13 protein-coding genes are annotated in these 19,909 nt (G+C 41.6%); 9 read left to right on the forward strand and 4 right to left on the reverse strand.

Annotated elements, in window-relative coordinates; translation table 11 throughout:
* Positions 1-117 precede the first annotated feature (117 nt).
* Entirely contained in the window at positions 118-930 is an 813-nt protein-coding gene (locus HG263_RS17405) for an alpha/beta hydrolase (RefSeq protein ID WP_171627369.1), read from the reverse strand.
* Between the two features lie 356 nt (positions 931-1,286).
* On the opposite strand from HG263_RS17405, the gene HG263_RS17410 reads away from it, so the two are divergent.
* Positions 1,287-4,628, forward strand: a complete 3,342-nt coding sequence (locus HG263_RS17410; protein ID WP_171627370.1) for a LamG domain-containing protein — start codon at positions 1,287-1,289, stop codon at positions 4,626-4,628.
* Between the two features lie 272 nt (positions 4,629-4,900).
* A complete protein-coding gene (locus tag HG263_RS17415; RefSeq protein WP_171627371.1) occupies positions 4,901-6,013 on the forward strand; it encodes an ATP-binding protein in 1,113 nt (370 codons plus the stop codon).
* A 17-nt stretch (positions 6,014-6,030) separates the two neighbouring features.
* Here HG263_RS17415 and HG263_RS17420 read toward each other — a convergent pair whose 3' ends face one another.
* The gene (locus tag HG263_RS17420) at positions 6,031-7,359 is read right to left on the reverse strand and encodes a dicarboxylate/amino acid:cation symporter (RefSeq protein ID WP_171627372.1); all 1,329 of its coding nucleotides are present in this window, start codon (positions 7,357-7,359) and stop codon (positions 6,031-6,033) included.
* 267 nt (positions 7,360-7,626) lie between these two features.
* Between HG263_RS17420 and HG263_RS17425 the strand changes: the two genes are divergently transcribed.
* The 3 genes from HG263_RS17425 to HG263_RS17435 all read left to right on the forward strand — a co-directional run bounded on the left by HG263_RS17425 (position 7,627) and on the right by HG263_RS17435 (position 13,644).
* A complete protein-coding gene (locus HG263_RS17425) occupies positions 7,627-9,096 on the forward strand; it encodes a flavin monoamine oxidase family protein (RefSeq protein ID WP_171627373.1) in 1,470 nt (489 codons plus the stop codon).
* Between the two features lie 115 nt (positions 9,097-9,211).
* Positions 9,212-10,987, forward strand: coding sequence for a hypothetical protein (locus HG263_RS17430; RefSeq protein ID WP_171627374.1), 1,776 nt, complete (start codon positions 9,212-9,214; stop codon positions 10,985-10,987).
* 638 nt (positions 10,988-11,625) lie between these two features.
* Positions 11,626-13,644, forward strand: coding sequence for a methyl-accepting chemotaxis protein (locus HG263_RS17435; RefSeq protein ID WP_171627375.1), 2,019 nt, complete (start codon positions 11,626-11,628; stop codon positions 13,642-13,644).
* Positions 13,645-13,719: 75 nt separating this feature from the next.
* Here HG263_RS17435 and HG263_RS17440 read toward each other — a convergent pair whose 3' ends face one another.
* A complete protein-coding gene (locus tag HG263_RS17440; RefSeq protein ID WP_171627376.1) occupies positions 13,720-14,697 on the reverse strand; it encodes a permease in 978 nt (325 codons plus the stop codon).
* A 53-nt stretch (positions 14,698-14,750) separates the two neighbouring features.
* Positions 14,751-15,041 carry an ArsR/SmtB family transcription factor gene (locus tag HG263_RS17445; RefSeq protein ID WP_171627377.1) on the reverse strand — a complete coding sequence of 97 codons (291 nt, stop codon included), beginning with the start codon at positions 15,039-15,041 and terminating at the stop codon, positions 14,751-14,753.
* Between the two features lie 233 nt (positions 15,042-15,274).
* Here HG263_RS17445 and HG263_RS17450 point away from each other — a divergent pair, with 233 nt between their 5' ends.
* From HG263_RS17450 to HG263_RS22720, 4 genes are all read left to right on the forward strand, one after another.
* Positions 15,275-15,997 carry a hypothetical protein gene (locus HG263_RS17450; protein WP_171627378.1) on the forward strand — a complete coding sequence of 241 codons (723 nt, stop codon included), beginning with the start codon at positions 15,275-15,277 and terminating at the stop codon, positions 15,995-15,997.
* A 28-nt stretch (positions 15,998-16,025) separates the two neighbouring features.
* Positions 16,026-16,766 (forward strand): hypothetical protein, encoded by a 741-nt coding sequence (locus tag HG263_RS17455; protein WP_171627379.1) that lies wholly within the window; start codon positions 16,026-16,028, stop codon positions 16,764-16,766.
* A 10-nt stretch (positions 16,767-16,776) separates the two neighbouring features.
* Entirely contained in the window at positions 16,777-17,079 is a 303-nt protein-coding gene (locus HG263_RS17460) for a hypothetical protein (RefSeq protein WP_171627380.1), read from the forward strand.
* A 4-nt stretch (positions 17,080-17,083) separates the two neighbouring features.
* On the forward strand, positions 17,084-19,909 hold a 2,826-nt coding region (locus HG263_RS22720), incomplete at its 3' end, for a SpvB/TcaC N-terminal domain-containing protein (protein WP_171627381.1).

Raw genomic sequence — 19,909 nt, forward strand, 5'->3', positions numbered from 1 at the left:
TTTGCAACAATAAACAAAAATGTAGCAATTTCCCATTTCCTTGTTAATTTTATAGGAACTAACTGGAGTTTATGCTCTAAGTGCTATGCTCACACCGGCGCGCTGTGAGCACATTGACTACTGATAATTGATAGTATTAAACGCGTCGTATACTGCCAAATGTAACGTATCACCATGACTAAGCTGTGAAAACTGATTAAACTTGAGCTGTGTTTTATCTTTTAGCTTAGGCAATATTTTTTGATAAAGTGCTTTTGCTACACGTTCCATAATCTCGCCTTCTTTACCTACACCAATATAAACAGATTGTGGAAAGTGTGTGGGTTCAAACTTGCTGGCAAGTAATGACTCATCATCCCACCAAAGGCTTGGGCTGATGATCACATAATGCTCAAACATCGTCGTGTGGTTAAATAAAATTTCGCTTGCTAACAGTCCCCCTAAAGATTGCCCGATGAGAGTAGACGTTGAGTTAGTTCGATATTGCTTATTTACCAAAGGGCGGAGTTCTTCGTCTAAGAATCGGATAAAGTTTTTGGCTCCACCATGTGTGGGCAGCTCTTTTTTATCCAGTGCGTTATTACTTGGGGTAGTGAAATCATGTTTTCTATCGAGGTTACTTATCCCTACAACAATACTCTTGGGTAAAATATTCAACCAAGGGAAATTAGTAAACTGTACTAACCCTGCAATATGAATAAAATCTTCATCCTTAGAGCCATCAAGTAAGTAGATAACAGGATACCTTAGACTTTGATTTGCATCGTAACCATTTGGTAAATAAACGTTAATTAAACGAGACTGCTTTAATACTTTCGATTCAAATGCAACGGAGTGTGCAAATTCAAAAGGCTTAATAGTAACATTGTCATTTGCTATGACAGAAAAAGCCATGATAAGGCTTATAAACTTAATGATTGTTCTGGCCATGCTTGCTCCTTGCGCAGCGGGAATTTTGTTCTGCTTCGGAATGATAAAAAAAGCGCACTGCTTTGTATAGTAATAGTGAATTTAGTTTCTCAGTCTTATTTCGTATTCTTTTATTGGCAATAGTTTGGCGTATTTTCTGATAACTACCAAGCAAATGTTTTTATTAAAAAAATCATATTTATCTCGCTTGCCGTTGGTTTTATTAATGATATCTTACAATTTATACCCATATAAAATATAGGTGTATTGTCGGGGGGGGGTTAATGTTATTCAGATAAACACAATGTATAGAATAAATAATCTAAACATAATGAGGTGTTTACCGAATAAGCAAATTTAATACAAAAGGATTAATAATGGCTTTATCTAAACCTCAACTGGCACTTTTAGCAACCAGCCTTGTTTGTCTGCCGCTAACAAGCGCCGCTCAGATGTACCGCGTGACTTTTAGCGGTTACGTCAGTGAAGTAAATGACCCACATCAGCTGGTTACTAATACGATTAAACAAGGTGGTGCCATCTCAGGTGAATATTGGTATGACGACCAAATGCATGATTTGAGTGAACATCCAAATTACACGGCGCAATCTAATTCTGCAGGTATTCGTTACCAAGCCACAGTGGATGGCTTAAGTCTAAACATGGATAAACAGAACCCATCACTTAGAGTTGTTATTGAACCTGAACACGCTGGCTCATATTTAATTATGCCCGATAATATTGCGGCTAATAACCAGCTCTGTGTGCGCACAAGTGATTTGTATATGGAGTTTGAAGCCAATAATAACCCAGTAGGTAGTACATTACTTGAACCGACATTTGAGCAATGGATGTCGCATACCTTTTATATGCGTTTATTTGACCAGTCAGTCCCTGGTAGTGAGATAAACAATACGCGTGTTGAGGGTGTGATCACAGCCTTAAAAACTCAGTCCCTATGTACAGCATCGAATACCGTGACATTGAGCGATAATGAGAGGGTTACCGTTGATGGTCGCCTCGCAAGCGTAAACGGCCAAGGCAATGAGCAGCTTAACCCGTCAGAACTACTGACTCCTGGTGCGGTATTGTGTGTTAAAGGTGCGCCCAGTGGTGCAAGTAATGAGTTAAGAATTGAAAACGTAGCTGGCAGTGCCGATGCGCCAATTACGCTCATCAATACGGGCGGTCAGGTTGTTTTCAAAAACCGTGATAGCAGTGGTTATATTGATACCGCGTTTGAGGTGTTAAATAGTCAGCATTTACGGATCACGGGCTCTGGTAATCAGGCATATCAATATGGTTTTACAGTCGATGGTCGTGTCGGAACAATCCGCAAAGGCGTGAGTTATTATAAACGCAGCAGCGATATAGAGCTGGATCATTTTGAGGTTGGCTATACGTCTCAATCAGGCGTTAATTTAAAGACCTTTAGCAATTGCTCTGATGGCTCAGTCCCTGCGCGCTATGCAGAACAAAATGAAACGCCACAGTTTTATGATGCTTACAATGAACCGTTAGTATTACACGACACGCCTGAGCAGTATCAAAAAGAGCATATGCACGATTACAATAATGACGGTGTGATAGATCAGCTTGACGCAAGCGGTCGCAGCGAGATGGTTTTTTACAATGCGAGTATCCATCACAATTATATTCATCATACGGGTACTGAGGGGATGTATATTGGCTCCAATGGGGGCTACCGATTGTATAAACCCACAGAACACCCTGATCCATTTCATTTGCCGGGTTCAGGTATGGGCGGTAATGAGAGAAGAATTTGCCAATATTACCAAGCACCTGATAAACAACAGCAAGTTGCCTTTGGTGATTATAACGAGCCAATGGCTGGTCAGTTGGTTGGAGTAAAAATTTATAGTAATCTGGTGGATAGGACTGGTTGGGATTCGATCAATGTAAAATCGAGTGCAGTATCGTGTGAGATATTCGATAACCATGTCACTCACTTTTCGACTAAAAACTATCATCGCGACCAAATTGGCGCAATTAGCCTGCAAACAAATACAGAGTGTGATGTTTATCGCAATACGCTTGAAGGAGGTGATGAGGGCGGATATGGCTTAGGAATACATGCGCCAAATCTTGGCGGTGTAATTGCTAACAACGTCATTAAAGGCGCGGGGAAAGGCGGTCGAGATGGCAAAGAAGCGGCTATTCAAGTGCGTTTTAATACTGATGATGATCATCATAAAATGTATGACGAGTACGATCAGCATATCCCATGGCAACAGATTTATGCGGGCAAATCTCATCATGTGATCAACAACACCATCATCGATGCAGTTAAAGAGAGTGTTGATTTTAGAATGCTCCGAGAAACGCATTCGATCGCCAATAACCTAATTATTCCAGCTGATACGCCGATGGATGTAGAGGGTGACGTAGTGGTTGTGAGTAACTTTAATACTTCATCGACTGTACTTGAAGGAACTACCAGCCTACCTTACGCCCTCGCCAGTGGCACAGCTGCTGTAAATACCGGCACCGATATGCCTAATGATTTTGGTATTGATGGCACTCGACTTACGAAAGACTTAGTTAATATTATCAGACCTTTGCAAGGTGCCTATGATATCGGTGCACTTGAGTATGTAACGTTAAGGGTGTTAGCCAATAGTGGTGGGCGTGTAGTGAGTAACCCTAATGGTATTGAATGTCCGACAACCTGTGGACATGCTTTTGCTGAGGATCAATTGATCACGTTATTCGCGATTGCAGACAGTGACCATGATTTTATGGGTTGGGAAGGGTGCGACCAGATTGTCGACGGTCGTTGCGAAGTGACAGGGCATAAAATAGTAACGGCTAATTTTGCCCCTAAATTTGTCAGGATCAGTACTTTTGCCAATGAAAATGGTGACATTACTCCAAATGGTCCAATCTCTGTTGCTCGCACAGCACAGCAAGTGGTTACTATGGTGCCAGCTCCGTTACACAAAGTAGTGTCATTAAGTGTTGATGGCGAATCTGTCGAACCTGCACAGCAATATACTTTTGATAACTTAACAGCGCATCACGTTATTGAAGCTCGTTTTGGTTTTGACCAAAGTTATGCACACTTGGTGTCACTACAACTTGATGAAACGTCGGGTAATGTTGCTGTAAATAGCGGTACTCTAACGGATGTAAATGGCATAGTTGGGGGAGCCACGTGGACCGCGGACGGCTATCAACAAGGCGCCTTACACTTTGATGGTGATGACTATGTCAACTTAGGCAGCCATGAGCTGATGGATGTGAACCCAGCACAGCATAGCTTTACAGCTACATTATGGTTTAGAACCACACAAAGTGGTGCTTTGATCTCTAAAGTTAAAAACTCAACTTCAGATGTTCAGTTTTATCTTTTTGCAGGAAGCAATGGGGCGCTGTATAGCAGGGTTGGCCTTGAGGGAAATGCTTATAGAACCATTCGTAGCGATAAAAACATCATTGATGATGGTCAATGGCACTTTGCCGCTTTGGTTAATGATCACACAAAGAACGAGTTTACGTTATATCTTGATGGTCAAAAATTAGGCTCCAAGTTATCAGGTTTGATGCCAAGTAATGGTATGGACATCTTGATAGGTGCAAGACGCGATGGCGATAACCAGAGCATGAGTAATCACTTTGATGGTGATATCGACAATGTCGGCTTTTATAAAAAGGCGCTAACAAACGCCGAAGTGCAGGCTCTTTTCACTGGTAACTAATCGAAACAGACAAAGCCAGTGTTGCTCTGGCTTTGTCTTTTTTCTTGCTTGCCACGCGAGCCCTTGGTCATAGGGCTTGCGACTTGCGTTTAAATTAAAGCCTTCTTCTTTATTTCATAAAAGCAATACATTTCATTGTGTTGTAGCAATTCCTGCTCGCTAAATATACTTTTTAATAAAATTGTTTACCTACGGTTATGTTCATTTATGTCTTGTTATGTATACTAACCATAATAGTGCATAAACGGCCATAACCAGCAGGGTGGGAAGTTATGAAAAAGGTAAATTGGCATTTTCAGCGTAAAACATTAGCCGAATCATATTTACAAACTGTGTATCAAGGTGCGATGAGTCGTATTGCTTTATTAGACGTGCGGCGCACAGGCAAAACAACGTTTTTACTTAAGGATCTATATCCAATAGCCTTGGAAAATGGTTTTATCCCCGTTTATATCAATCTTTGGGGAGAGCCTGATAGCCCAACGCTTGCTATTACTCAGGCTCTGAATAATACCCTGAATGCACTTAATGAGACGGTTACAGGAAAGCTCAGCGAACTTGCTAATAGCGAGATAAAAAAGTTAGAGGTGGGCAACAATGTGTTTGGCAAAGCAACCATTGAATTCAGTGATAAAAATGCACATAAGCCCAGCGAATCTGAACTTTTTAAAATAGGTCAATTAGTCGAAGCATTATTCAATAAATGTGGTGATAAGGCCTTGATCATCATCGATGAGATTCAACACCTAGCTTCATCAGAGAAGTTTTTAAGCGTGCAGCATGCACTGCGCACTGCGCTTGATACTTATAGTGATATTTGTGTGGTGTTCGCAGGCTCTAGCCGTTCGGGTGTCAATGCAATGTTTTCTGATAAAGATAAGCCCTTTTATGATTCGGCATTTATGATTGATTTTCCTCGTTTGGGCGAAGAGTTTGTAAGGCACTGTTGTGACACGCTAAGAGAACATTTTGACTTAAATTACGACGCACTTGCCGTTAATGCGTTTTATGAAGAAATAGATAAGTCGCCATTTTGGATGATGAAGTTGATGACCTACTTAATGGCTCATAAGGCATCTTTAACTGAGGGCACAGATTATATCAAAGCGTTGATGATCCAAGATGGTGATTTTGAGGGGCTTAAAAAACGTTTAAGAGATTTAGATATCGAAATACTCAGATTGATCAGACAAGAAAAAACAGCATTATATAGCGCTCAGGTCGTGGAGGAACTTTCAAAAACAGTGGCGTCAGAGGTGACGACTTCAGCGATTCAAACCAGCGTAAAAAAACTCAAAGGAATGGAAATTATCTCTCAATATGCAGACAAATATTATATTGAATCTCCAGGATTTATCAGATATTTAGAGGCTAACAGCCCCTAAATATCCTGATATTAACTTTAAGCTTGTGTCGATGTAGGCGTAACGGGGTGGGTGTGCATATCAATGTCATCACCCAATAAGCGATTCATAACAACACAAGCTGTTAAGTCACCCGTGACATTGAGCACGGTTCTACACATATCCAAGATACGGTCGACCCCCAGTATAAGCGCAATGCCGCCAGCTGGGATCCCAAAGTTAGCAAGCACAGATGCTAAAATAACAATACCGACCCCTGGTGTACTGGGAGAGCCGATTGAGGCCCCCACCGTTGTCAATATAAGTAAGATGATTTGATTATCTGACAGTTGCACACCAAATACTTGGGTAAGAAAAATCGCAGCAATAACTTGATATAGCGCGGTCCCATCCATATTGATAGTGGCGCCTAAAGGTATGATAAATTGTGAGATGGGTTTTTTAACACCTAACTCTATCTCAGCCGTTCGCATCGAAAGCGGCATAACTGCGGCAGAGCTTGAGGTTGAAAACGCCAACAGTTGGGCACTTCTTATGGCACTTAAAAACTTGAATGGCGAGACTTTGCCCAGCACCTTTGCTATCAAAAGATAGACGAGTAGCAGTATCAGTAAGCCAATAAGAACGGTGCCGACATAAGCCGATACCCCTATGAGTGCGTCAATACCAATTCTAATTGTAATGTCACACAGCAAACCAAATACCGCCAATGGAGCCAAAAACATGGCCCAGTTTACAATGCGCAGTGACAGAGATTGTGCAGCTTGCGTTATTTCAAGAAGTAGCGTTTTTTGTTTGATTGATAACGTAGTTAAAGCAATACCAATAAAACAAGCGTACATGACTACCGCAAACATATCTTTATCTAGCGTAGAGCGAGTTATGTTCTCTGGAATGATTGAAACGACTCGATCAGGGAGAGTCTTGGTTTCTATTTGACTTATTTGCACGTCATTGGTTTGTGAATTAAGGCTGGTAAGTAACTGGTTATCAACATAGTTACCCGGCTCCATAATCGTGACGACCAATAATCCAATGAGGACAGCAACAAAAGTGGTGAGTACAAAATATGGGAATATTCTGATCCCAACCTTTTTTAAGAAGCTGGTGTCTTTATTACCCGCCACCCCCAATATGATCGACGAGAGTACGAGTGGGATCACCACCATTTGGATAAGTGCCAAAAAAACTTTACCTGGCAGCGCGACCCACTGAGCAATTTGCTCGGCAACTGGGGGACTCACAATTGCGGCACCTTTTGGTGAAAGCAGCAAACCAATACCCACACCAAGCAGCAATGCAATAATGATTTGTAACCATAACCGTTTGCGATTTAATAAATGCTCTATTGAGAAATGCGATGTCATGTTCTTTCCTTGTTGGAACTGAAGCTTTAACGTTAGCAAGTTTGTACAGTTGTGACTTGATGCGCATCAAGCCAAGTTTATTTGTCTGTAAAGTGTAGCTATAAAATCTTAAAAGGTGATATTAACGGAAGGTAAAATAATATTTTATTTTTGTTGTTAATTTTAATTTCTTGTATATCATTTTGTGGTTTTAATTTTTAGTGGTATTTAAAATATTAACTGCATTATTGATTTTAATTTAACTTTAACAGTAAGAGGTTTATAAAAATGAAATTTTGGAAAAAGGATATTTTCCGTCATGTTGTAATGACCGTTATATTCTCAATCATATTAACGGCATGTGGCAGTAATAAAACGGCGCAATCAAAGCAGGTAGATAAGCCGGCTGTATTAAGCAAAAATGCGATAGTTGTGGGAGCTGGTTTGGCGGGATTAACTGCGGCATATGAGTTAGAACAGCAAGGCTTTGCTGTAATCATACTAGAGGCAAGAGATAGGATTGGTGGGCGAGTCGCAACGATAGAAATGGGCACTCAAACCGGTGAGATAGGCGGCGAGCTTATTGACGGTGAAACAGTCCACAAGGAACTACACCGTTATGCAACATTGTTTAATGTTGAGCTAGCAGATGTTGGCTACGACGGTGATATTGACGAAGGGGCATACTATATAGACGGCCAATTAGTTAGCTACAAAGAGTTCGATAATAATTATGATAAAGCCGTAGTAAATGATTACCAACGCTTTAAAGACAGCATGAAACAGTTGGCGGATGCAGTGCCAGATCCAGAAAACCCAGCGCAATTACCCCAAGCTAAAGAATACGATAGAGTCACCGTACAAAGCTGGCTAAATGAATTGCAGTTACACCCAACAGCAAAGCAAATGGCCGAGCAGTTTGTACGTGGTGAGTTTGATGAACCGAGCGACCTGTCATTATTACATTTAGCACAATATGCCAAAGTATATGAAAATGTTTCTGATGATGATGTTGAGTCTTCTAGGTTTTTAAAAGGCGGGCGGGCTATGACGCAAGCGTATAAAGATAATATCAATGGTGAGATTATACTTAATCAGGCGGTTACTCACATTCAGCAAGTAGAAAACAAAATAATGGTGACAACTGCAACAAATAAAAGCTATACATCTGATGTAATAGTTGTCACTGTTCCACTGAAGGTATTAAGTAAAATAGCATTTTCTCCCGCTTTGCCAGAAGCATTAACGCAAGCTGCAGATAATATAAATTACGGTACGCACTCTAAAGTATTATTGCGTTACAGCAAACGCTTTTGGTTAGATAAAAAATTAGGTGGCGATACCGTTGTGGCAAGTTTACCAACGGGTTGGACATGGGAAACCACCGAGCGGCAAGGCGGTGAAGGCGGGATCCTTATAGCGTATACCTCGGGCGATTTTAGTGAAATACAAAAGCATTGGACAGATCAGCAAATTATTAATGCTCGTCTAGACGAAATAGAGCAAATGTATCCCGGTTCATCTGATTACTTTATTGAAGCCAAAGCGCAAAATTGGCTTAATGAACAATGGACGCAAGGCGGCTATTTAGCTTATGGTCCGGGTCAGGTAAGTGAATACTGGAAATTATTCTATGCGCCAGTAGGGCGAGTGTACTTTGCAGGCGAGCATACCGATACTTTATATCTTGGCTACATGGAAGGTGCTGTTAGAAGTGGTGTTCGGGTTGCTGAGCAGATTAAAGCGCTAGGTCTGTAGATTTATTGAACTGCCTTTGGTCTATCTTAGCCAAAGGCAGTTGTCTTTTTAGAAACATACATGCAGTATTAGTAGACCTAATGGAATTACCTTGTATACATGGACTGATTCACACATGTCACAAAGAAAAATAATTATATTGCTGTTAATCCTTTCTTGTTGTGTTTTGCTTTATTTCATCACCTCAAAAGCAGAGCAAGGCCCCGCAGCACCTCAGTCTGTGAACGATACACATCAAGTGAGTACGGCAAATAATCCAAAGCAGATACCGCCGCAGCTTTCCACCCAGTCGGAAAAAATAAATCAAAAAGACAGTACAAGCTGTGAAGCGTTTGAGCGCGCACAAGAAAAGTTATACAGGATGAAATTTAACTTTGTTGGTTTAAAAGCGATTGGTTGGTATTTTGAGGGCACAGACAAGCATCAAATAGCGCAAGCGCTCACTGCATTGTACGGCTATGATAAAGCGATGATGTGGGTAGAGCAGGTTAATGGCTTGTCTCGCTATCACGAAAAACACACCGCCCTTATGCAGCGCATTGACGAGCTAGATTATGATGCCATCAGTGAACCAGACAAACTTAGCTTACATCAGCTAGGAGATTATAGGGTAAACACTTACACTGAACACTTTGATTTTAATAAACAGCTTAACCTTTACCCCGATGTTGAGCTAACTCTTTGGCTAGGCGAATTATCTCGAGCACTTTACGCCGTAGATTTTCAACGATCTTTAAGTATTATTAATAAGTTACAAAAATTCTCTCGAAACCAATTGTTCTTTGAGCACCCGCTAAGAAATAGCGACAATGTTGTTTCACTGAGTGCTTTTGCAAAACAACACGCTCAGCAGTTGTTTAATGCTATGTTTGCACTTGCCCCCGTGTATTTAGACGACAAGCATAATAGTCAGACTAGTTTTATCAAACAAACTTTTATGGGTATTAATCGTGACCAATCTAGCTGGCGCATTAAAGAGGTTTCTTCACATTCATTTGAAGTAGCACCGGGTGTTCAAAAGCGCATGGATGAATTAGTAATACGGTACTCAGGTTTGCAAGTTGAGCCCAATGCGGCCGACATCTGTGCTCACCAAACGATACGTCCGAGTATCCCTATACGCAACATAAAGACTGACGATTTAAATACAAAGCTGGGAAAACGGTGGCAAGTTATTGGCGATTTCTTATGTCCAAAAAAGAGCTTTGTGTTTGCGTACGTTGCAATATCTTCTAGTTTAAACAATCACCAGCTAAATTTAGATGGCTTAAAGAATTTTGAAACGATCATGGCAAATAGCGCAAAACTCAAAGCTGTGTTCAGAGATTTAGACGGGTACGAATCTACGGTGTTATTTGAACAACTGTATGCAGAATCACCTTACACTAGTGAGCAAATTAACACGTTAATTGAAGATAAGGTAACGCCACTGAATAGTGACTTTTACGCTATGTTATTTCGTTTACCCATAGAGCAACAAAAACAGCTGTTGGTTGCGCAACAATATAACTTAAAAAATACTAATCCGTTGGGGTTTTCGCTGATAACACAAGTGTTAGAAAAAGACTTGAGAAGGCCAGAATCTGTGGTTGATGAACTGATACCGTTTTTAATATCGCAAGGGGTTTCGTTAGTCAGTAGTGAAAATGACGTAGATCCGCTGTGGTTTAAGTTGCAAACGCTTAATGAAGTTGGAGACCCAAAGCGAGCATTACCTTTCAATGCGCTCTCAAGTTTAATTGAACATACTCAATTAAACGACACACACATCGATGCCATGTATAAAATTAAACGCAAGCATGAATGGCTCTATAATCGGCTCATTGAGCACTTTCCCAAGTTAGATTTTGACAAGCCAGATGAACTGATAGAAATAGAATGTACATTTTAGCTGCTAACCGGAGCTGAATGGTTGTATACGTTGTTGCGAATTTTCGTCGCTACGAAGGAATCGCTACGAAGTAGTTGTAGTGTAAAGCCAAGCTTAAACACATGTTTTACAGTGGTGGTTTCTTACTGATGGTAAAGTGCATAGATATTCACCAATTCGCAATGAATTTCTTTTTTTATTGATGGGTTTGTAATTTTATTTATATAAAACAAGGCGGTATATGGCGTTAGAATGATGCTGGTTAGATATCTATTCTTGTACCTTCTCATGTGTCTTGGTGCTTGGTATACTACGCGCCTTTTTAGACAAGATACTTTGCAAGCCAGTATGCTAAACAGTAAAGGCAACTCGATTGGCCGACTCTGTTTAATAATACTCGTTTAAGCACAAGCGCAAATAATACCAATAATAACGGTGGCGCAAAAATACCGTTTATTCAGCACTAAACAATCATAAAAACACCTGCTGTTACACAAAAATTCTTTTTATTTAAACAATTGAGTGCAACAATCGAGTACCTTTATTGGTTACTTTAATGTTCTATCGCTGTATTTTTCGAAACCCAACTGGCGAATACGTCAATACAGTGTTTAGGTTAATAACACTCAAACTATCTACGTAGTAATTAGGTAACTTTTATGAAAAACTCTCAACGAGAACCGTTGCAAAAGCTTTCTCTCACATGGCGCCTGGTACTGCGTGTGTGTGCCATCGTTTCAGCCATTTTTATTGTGCTGTCTGTTGTTGCGGTTAATCGCATAACAGAAGAAAGTACCTCACGCGTAAAGTCAGGCTTGGCACGTGCAATAGAAACCGAAGCGGGAAATGTTGAAGAGCTATTTTTAAGTCGCTATAAAGTGTTACAAACCGCATTTGATTCAACCACCATGCAAAACTGGCTAAGTAGTCGTACGCAAGCGTGGGCACCATTAGACTCAGAGCCTGAATATGCCAATATCAATCAGTTTCTTACTCGTATAGTTAATAGTGAACCCGAGATCATCAGTGTATTTTATAGCCCCGAGCGCAGTCGCGAGTACTGGGATGAAAGCGGCCGTATACCGCAAAAAGTGATGACGCGACCTATCACCGATATTCCTTGGTGGCAGCTCACTGAATCTAAGGGCAAAGGCGTTGTTAACGAACCTTTTGAAGATAGCAGAACGCAAATTGTATCTGCCGCTATTTCGAAACCTATATTTGATCAGCACGGACGTAGAATTGCCATTGCAGGCATAGATTTAAAACTTGAAGCCATTCAAAGACAAATTGCCAACAACACTAAATATCAAGGGGTTGGTCATGCGTTCTTATTCCAAGACGATGGTCGTTTGATCACCTTATTACCCGATACAAACTTAAAACCACAAAACCGTAATCTAATAAAGCTCGACTCATTAGCGGGTAACTCAGGATTTGCGGCGTTAAATGATTTGTCAGAGGATTTATCCTATGTGCCTGTTAAGTGGCAACACAGTCGCTATTTGGCTGCAGTTGTTAAAGTGGCGATGGATGAGCCACTGATGAACTGGCGTTTGGTACTTCTTTACCCACAAGCAAAAATTGATGAGCCAATTAATAGAGCCATTTGGCAGCTGGTGTTAATGACTGTTGTGCTGTTAGTCGCGATTGCAATGGTGTTGACTTGGTCAATTAAACTAGGTTTAAAACCATTACAAGAAGTGACCAGTGCCATGGCACGTATTGTTAGCGGCGATGGCGACCTGACGCAACGTTTAGAAGTAAAAAGCAATGATGAAATTGGCAAAGTGGCCAGTTTGTTTAATGACTTTGTAGATAATATTAACGACATTGTTTCAAACAGTTTGCGGGTGTCCAATTCAGTGTCTGCATCCAGTGCCAACATGCAACAGATGATGGTTAAAGCCGAGCAAGCGGTTAAAGAGCAAGATGCACAGTTAGATATGGTGGCTACAGCAACCACCGAGTTGTCTCATGCTGTCAGTGAAATTAGTCGAAGTTCACAAAGTTCTAGTGATGCAACGGTTGAAGTTAAAAAACAAGTAGAGCACGGCATGAGCCTTGCTACTCAGGCCGATCAGCAGATCAATCAAATGGCCACTAGTTTTAGAGACAATGAAGTGTTGGTGAGCGAACTTAATGACAGCAGTGACCGCATCGGTGAAGTACTTGATGTGATCGGCAGCATTGCTGACCAAACCAATTTATTGGCACTCAATGCGGCTATTGAGGCAGCACGAGCGGGAGAGCATGGTCGAGGCTTTGCGGTTGTAGCTGACGAGGTGAGAACTTTGGCTAAACAAACGCAAGAATCAACACATAATATTCAAACCATCATCAACTCGCTACGTGAAAATACCAAACGCGTATTAGAAGCAATGATTGTAAACCGCTCACATGCCGAGGATAGTGTGCAACATGCCCAAGCAATCCATCAAAAGCTGACAGAATTAACCGCCCAAGTGGAAAAAATTCAAATGCAGTCAGTAGAAATTGCAACTGCTACGCATCAGCAATCCACAGTGCTTGAAGAGGTATCAAAAAACATCGTTACCACCAAAGATTTATCGCATAACACCTCGCAAATGATGCAAAAAGCCAATACGGCAGGAGGCCAGCTGCAAGAAGAGAGTGAAACCTTGTTGCAAAGCTTGCAGCACTTTAAAACGCAGTAATTTGAAGATAAACCAACAGCGCACTATGTTAATTATTTCAAGGCAATAGTGCGCTTTGCTTTAGCTGCTCGCAGCTTATGGCTGCAAATTTAGTAGCTCGATGCTGATGCCGGTAAGGCACGCTGTAATGAATATAAGGCCGATAAACGCGACCAAAAGAGGCCAGTAAAACAGCTTTTTAAGCATGATCATCTCAGGCAAACTCGCTCCAGCCCCTGCGATGGTTAAAGACATCACCGCCCCCATACTTAAACCCTTGGCGACTAATGATGCCGCAATGGGGATCATCGTTGATGCTCTGACGTATAAAAAGGTACCAACCAGTGCGCAAAGTGGAATGAGAAAAACCGTGTGCACGCCACTGAGGGAGGCAAACAGCTCACTCGGCACAAAGCCATGTAACACAGCACCAATAGCAATGCCTAGCACCATATAAGGCAGCATGCTTTTGAGTTGTGAAAGCGCTCCTTTAAACAGCGTAACTCCCAGTGAAACTTTGGACTGTTTTGGTTGCTCGTGAGCAGCTGTTGGCGCGCATGTTGGGCGGGTGTCAGTGCATGATGAAGTAGATGAACCAGTGTTACACTGAGGACTCTTATTCGGCTGCTCGGCAAATAACTCAGGGCGGATATAACGCTCAAAACCCAAGTATTGCAGCAAAAAACCTGACGAAAGCGCCATTACAATCACAAAAAATGCATACATGAAAGTAAGGCTCGGCCCAAATGTGGCCCAAAATAATGCCACAATAAATGGGTTGAGTAGGGGGGAAGTAAACAAAAATGCCATCACTGGGCCAAATGCCGCTCTGGCTTTAAGCAATCCCACCATCATTGGTAAGGTCGAGCAACTACAAAAGGGTGTTATTGCCCCTAAACTCATTGCAATCCCATAGCCCTTATTACCCGACAGTAGTGCGCGCACTTTGCTCATAGGTAGAGTGTGATTAACGATGCTGACAATAAAGCTGATCAGCACAAATAATACGCCCAACTCTATAAAAGCCCCAATAAAAAACTCGATGGCACTTTGCCACTGTTTTGAAGTAGACATAATTATCTCCTGTTTTTATATTTCTAGAATTATCGAAATATAAGGTAAATTTTTTAGCCGCTATTAGCGCAGCACTCTTCAGACAAAAAGGCAATCAGCCCTTCAAGCTGTTGATATTGTGCTTGGCAACGTAGCACGCGGCCTTCGCGGGTTTGACTCACTAAGCCTACTTTAACCAAGCGTGAAATATGGTGAGACAAAGTAGAGCCCGGAATATCCAACTGCTGCTGAATAGCCGACACTGCCAAGCCATTGTGACCAGCACGCACCAAAATACGATATATTTCGAGCCGGGTAACATGCCCCAGCTCAGCCAACTGTGTGGCTGCTTGTTCAATTTTCATGCTCGCCAGTGTATTGGCTGAATTTTTAAAAAGCAAGATATTTCTACAATTGTGGAAATGTCTTGGGCTGCCCAATCATTGTCACTTTTATAATAAGAGTGACAACTGAGGGTTAATTCTGACTCTATACCCTTAAAAGTTGGTTTATTTAATAAACTTTCTCCCCCTGTGCGCTTGCTTTATTCGCTTATAAAATTAAAATGTCGCCTTTGTGTCTAAAATGACTACTTACTATGATTAAAGCCATCCCTATTCTTTGCTTATTCGCATCGTTTTTTAGCAATGCGGGTTTGATCACCAATCTTGAAATTGAAGACAACACCGTTGTGTTTAGTACAGATTCAATGACTCCTAGCACAGCAGCTTGTGCAGCAGATAATCAAAAAACATATAGAACGGTGTCGTTGAATACCCACCAAGGGCGCGCAACTTACTCATTGCTAGTCACTGCGCTAACAAAACAACATGGTATTGACGTGGAGTCAGCTAATGACTGTGGGGATATCGATACAATAGAGCGAGCCCAAAAGGTGAGTTTAACTGCTGTGACTATCCAGCAAAGCTCAGGGTCGCATTCAATAGGTGTATATAAAGCAGATGGTAAAACGCGAGTTGGAACGTTTGTTAATTTTAATAATATTACCAAAGTAATAACTTACGTCGATGATGAAGCTCAAACGGGCTTAAAGACGTTAGAAACTATTACCTCATATGACATATACCACTCTGGTCCTAATTGCACAGGAGATTTGGTGATACCAGATAGTATACCGAATACTATGATTATGGCGAATGGCAAATACTATGTTGCGGATAAAACAATAAAAACTAGAGTTCAGTCAAAGTCTTCCACTAAAAACTCTTCTTGTGGTGGTTATGGAACCAGCGCTTTTGGAACCAAGCTTGGAGAGCACCCCATCTGCGGCACTAGCCCTTGCACCATTAAACAAGACTAATCTACTGTAAAACCAACAGGACGACTCCATGCGCCAATTTATTTTATTAACTCTATTTGCTAGCACCGCTGCACAAGCCGGCTTGGTTAACCAAGTTGAAGTTAAAAACAATACTGTGTTGTTCTCAACCGAATCAATGACAGATAGCACCATATCGTGTGCGAGTAATACCAACAAAAAACTCCGGGCTTTTTCGCTCAATACTCACGATGGCAGGGCTATGTACTCGCTGATTGTTACAGCGCTATCAAAAAACTATGCCGTTGAAGTGCATTCGGCGCTAGATTGCGCAGATACACAAGACGTTGAGCGTATTCAATCTCTGCGCTTGTTGGCTGATACCAGCCGAGAAAACAACATCAGCGGCAGTATTGGTCTTTATAAACATGATGGAGTGACGCGATTAGGATTATACCAATCAGGTACATTGGGTTTCTGGAGGTACATCGACAAGGATGCTGAAAATAGTCACCAAAGTGCTTTTAAAGAAGTACGAATGCAGTTTGGAAGGCAAAGTGTGGATACTTATTACTCGGGTTTAAATTGTACTGGAGAGCAATTGTTTCACGAAAGCCTGTATTATTCAACTGAAGATAAGACTTTCTATAACTCAGATAAAGCCAATCCTGTTTTAGCTAAGTCGATATATAGGGATGGTGCTTGTTTTAAGCCAGATATAAGTTCTTATAACTTTAAAGCCTATCCTTTGATAAAACAAACAACCCACCCTGTTTGCGGCACAGGCCCTTGTAAGATACGTGAAGATTAAGGACTAAGCGGTGTATAAATATATTTTGGCTTTGTCCTTGGCGTGTTCGTCATGTGCATTTGCCTCGTCAAAAATAAAGCAGGTAGAACTCGACAATGGTGTTGTGGTGATTTTGCCCAACATTGTGCGCAATGACTCCCCATGTACAACCCAATCTTGGGGGCTCGATATGAGCCAAGAGCAAGACCACGCATTATACGGGTTGATTTTAACGGCGGTTGCTATGGCAAAGCCTGTAACCATCGAAGGCACACAGGTGTGTATTGGTAATGGTCGCTACGAGCGTATTAGCAAAGTAAGCATAAAGGATTAAACACGTGAAAAAATTAAGTGCGATATTTGCTTCTATAAGCATAGCGGCGTGTTTGTTATGCTCAGCAACCAGCTTTGCCTCCGCTTGGTTGCCGGTACATAGCCAATATATTATGAACACCTTTGAGCCAAAGCAGCTCGAAGTTAAACCAGTGTGGGTCAACCAACCTAGCAACCCTACAACACATAAAACAATAACGCTACAATGGTCGACAGATATCAATGCCAGTCATTATGAACTATGGCTAAATGGCAATAAGCACACTTATACAACAGATCGTGCTGAATTTTACTTTACCACCCCAGAGCAAAAATCGTTCAAGGTAAGAGCGTGTAACGGGCAGATATGTAGCCCATTCTCTGAAGTATTAGAGTTAGAGGTTAAAAAACGACTTGAGGTTGTGTTTGGCGAGCAGGGGGTAATTGAAGCAGGTGGCAGTGCTCAAGTTACATTAACGCTACTAGAGCAGCTACAAGCAACGGATAAAGTTGAATTTAGCATTGATAAAAGCGTGTGGCATACCAGTCAAAGCAGCAACGCGCAATTTACCTTTCCGGTGAATATCTCTGAGCCTGGGCAGTACCAACTACATGTAAAAATTAATGGTGAAGTGGTCCAGCCGATATCTTTTAGGGTTTATGGACAGCCAACCAAAGCAGTTAATAGCTTAGCCATCGGTAAAGTTGGGCAGACTAATTATCATAGTCAACAGAGCTTGGTGCTCAGCAGCCCTGAAGACTTAGTTTTGCATTGGCAAGCTACTGAAGAAATAGCCCCACCAAATACTGGGTATTATAAATATCGTATTGAAAATGGTGATGAAGGTATCATTTATAGAACAGCACCTTATCTAACATATCAGTATGGCCAAAATGAATTCCATAAAGAGATCTCAATATCAAGTAATGGTAAATATGATATTGCGCTGCGAGCTTGTAATCGGCTTAGTGCAGGCGAAGTATGTGGACCAACTCAAAAAGTGCATGTTTATGTTGGCGTTCCACCGACACCTTATAGAAAACCGACACAGCCAGTAGCAGGTGTTTACATCAATGGTGTGTTAGGTGACACCACACCTTATGACTTTGTTAGAACGGAGCCTGACAGCACGGTTTATCTAAGTTGGCCAAAATCTTCGGAGGTGGACTCAGATCGAGGCTACTATCTCGTTGAAGTTGATTACCCACAAGGGCACACAAAACAAGGCCTAGTGTTTGGTGTTGCGCCATATATAGCAAGGCGTTACAACGATAACGACTTTCATTATGAAATGCACTTTGATGCTGCACAACAAGACTATGTAGTAACAGTTAGAGCATGTAATCCATATAACGAAACCGGTGGTTTTGAAGTTAACTGTGGGCCGAGAAGTCAAGCCGTGCGCATTAACTCGAAGCCTGCTGAGGTCAAATATGATGTCACCTATACTGGTGTAAATAATAAAGTAGGGTATGTTGACCAAGCAGTTATCGTAAAAATACAAACCCAAAATGGCGGCCAATTAAAACAGCTAGAAGCAAAAATAAATGATGGTGAATGGATAACCTTAAGCAGTGACGATGGACAGTTGTTTAATTATAGCTTTGGGCTACTGCCTGCGGGGCAACATACAATTGTTTTCAGAGCTGATAAATACTACGACAGTGAACCGTTTACATTTGATATTAAAGTGCCGTTAGATTTAGTGGCGGTTGATAACTTGTCGTTAAGTGCAACGAAGTTAACCTATGGCGATAAGGTTAAAATATTTTGGCAAAAACCAGCATATTATGATGACGAACTGGTCTATGACATATATATCACAAAGCCTCAGGATATGCCTTTGCTTTGGAGGCGTAAGCTTACAGCTGCAGAAATTACTGACGGAGACCATTTTGCGATAGAAAGGGGACCTCTTTATAGACGCGGAGATCACTTAGTACAAGTGGTTCCTTGCAGTCTTGATGGCCGATGTGCAAGTCGAACCGGAGGGGTAACTTATAATGTGGGAGGAGATGTATTACCTCAAGTAACACGGTTTGATGTGCTCAGTGCTGGTGAAAACCATGGTGTAACCTTTGATTGGGCGATGCCAGAGCTTTTTACATCTGATGTTGTTGCAACCTACTGGGTCAAAGCACCTAATTCATCACAGTTGGTTGAATACCAACCTAATAGCCCTCTTTCAACGTTCGGTACTTATTTCTTCTATATAAGAGTATGTGAAGCAAGTAACCCGCTTATATGTAACAAGTATCGAGAAACAGAGCAGCGTATAAAAATTATAGACATCGAGTTTGCACCACAAAATATAGGCACAGAGCTAACTTGGCCAAGTGTGCCAGGTGCAACCCGTGTTGTGATTGAAAGCGCTTCGTGTGCTGCTGCAAGCAACTGTGATTTTGCATCGCTTGATTGGGACGAGTTAGCCACACTTACAAATGGTGAGACGAGTTTTGGTCTGAGTAATTCAGCAGGCAAGGTTTACCGCATAAAAGTGTGTTTTTCGGATAACACTTGTACGTCTTGGATTAACATTGCTCAGCCGAAAGCAGATCGCGACTTATACTCATTTAGTGAGCAACACTTTGCACCAAGCAATGATTCAAATACGTTATCGTTACCGGATGATAAAGAAGGCGGCATAGTGCTGACCACACCGGGTGAGTTTAGGGTTGATGAGTCAGGTAATGCCACGTATAACGTGCCGTTTGACTTACCAGTGGGCTCGGGTGGCATTCAGCCGCAACTGGGCTTAAGTTACTCAAGTTCGAATAAGCGCATGGGGGCTGCGGGTATTGGCTGGTCACTGGCGGGTATGTCTTCGATAACACGTTGTGGTAAGTCACAC

Source organism: Pseudoalteromonas caenipelagi, from assembly GCF_013140855.1.
In the GTDB taxonomy this organism is placed as follows: domain Bacteria; phylum Pseudomonadota; class Gammaproteobacteria; order Enterobacterales; family Alteromonadaceae; genus Pseudoalteromonas; species Pseudoalteromonas caenipelagi.

Excerpts from the sequence above, each read along its gene's own strand:
- HG263_RS17445 (WP_171627377.1), bottom strand. The coding sequence starts at position 15,041 with ATGAAAATTGAACAAGCAGCCACACAGTTGGCTGAGCTGGGGCATGTT.
- HG263_RS17410 (WP_171627370.1), top strand. The coding sequence starts at position 1,287 with ATGGCTTTATCTAAACCTCAACTGGCACTTTTAGCAACCAGCCTTGTT.
- HG263_RS17425 (WP_171627373.1), top strand. The coding sequence starts at position 7,627 with ATGAAATTTTGGAAAAAGGATATTTTCCGTCATGTTGTAATGACCGTT.
- HG263_RS17430 (WP_171627374.1), top strand. The coding sequence starts at position 9,212 with ATGTCACAAAGAAAAATAATTATATTGCTGTTAATCCTTTCTTGTTGT.
- HG263_RS17415 (WP_171627371.1), top strand. The coding sequence starts at position 4,901 with ATGAAAAAGGTAAATTGGCATTTTCAGCGTAAAACATTAGCCGAATCA.
- HG263_RS17440 (WP_171627376.1), bottom strand. The coding sequence starts at position 14,697 with ATGTCTACTTCAAAACAGTGGCAAAGTGCCATCGAGTTTTTTATTGGG.
- HG263_RS17405 (WP_171627369.1), bottom strand. The coding sequence starts at position 930 with ATGGCCAGAACAATCATTAAGTTTATAAGCCTTATCATGGCTTTTTCT.
- HG263_RS17420 (WP_171627372.1), bottom strand. The coding sequence starts at position 7,359 with ATGACATCGCATTTCTCAATAGAGCATTTATTAAATCGCAAACGGTTA.
- HG263_RS17455 (WP_171627379.1), top strand. The coding sequence starts at position 16,026 with ATGCGCCAATTTATTTTATTAACTCTATTTGCTAGCACCGCTGCACAA.
- HG263_RS17435 (WP_171627375.1), top strand. The coding sequence starts at position 11,626 with ATGAAAAACTCTCAACGAGAACCGTTGCAAAAGCTTTCTCTCACATGG.
- HG263_RS17450 (WP_171627378.1), top strand. The coding sequence starts at position 15,275 with ATGATTAAAGCCATCCCTATTCTTTGCTTATTCGCATCGTTTTTTAGC.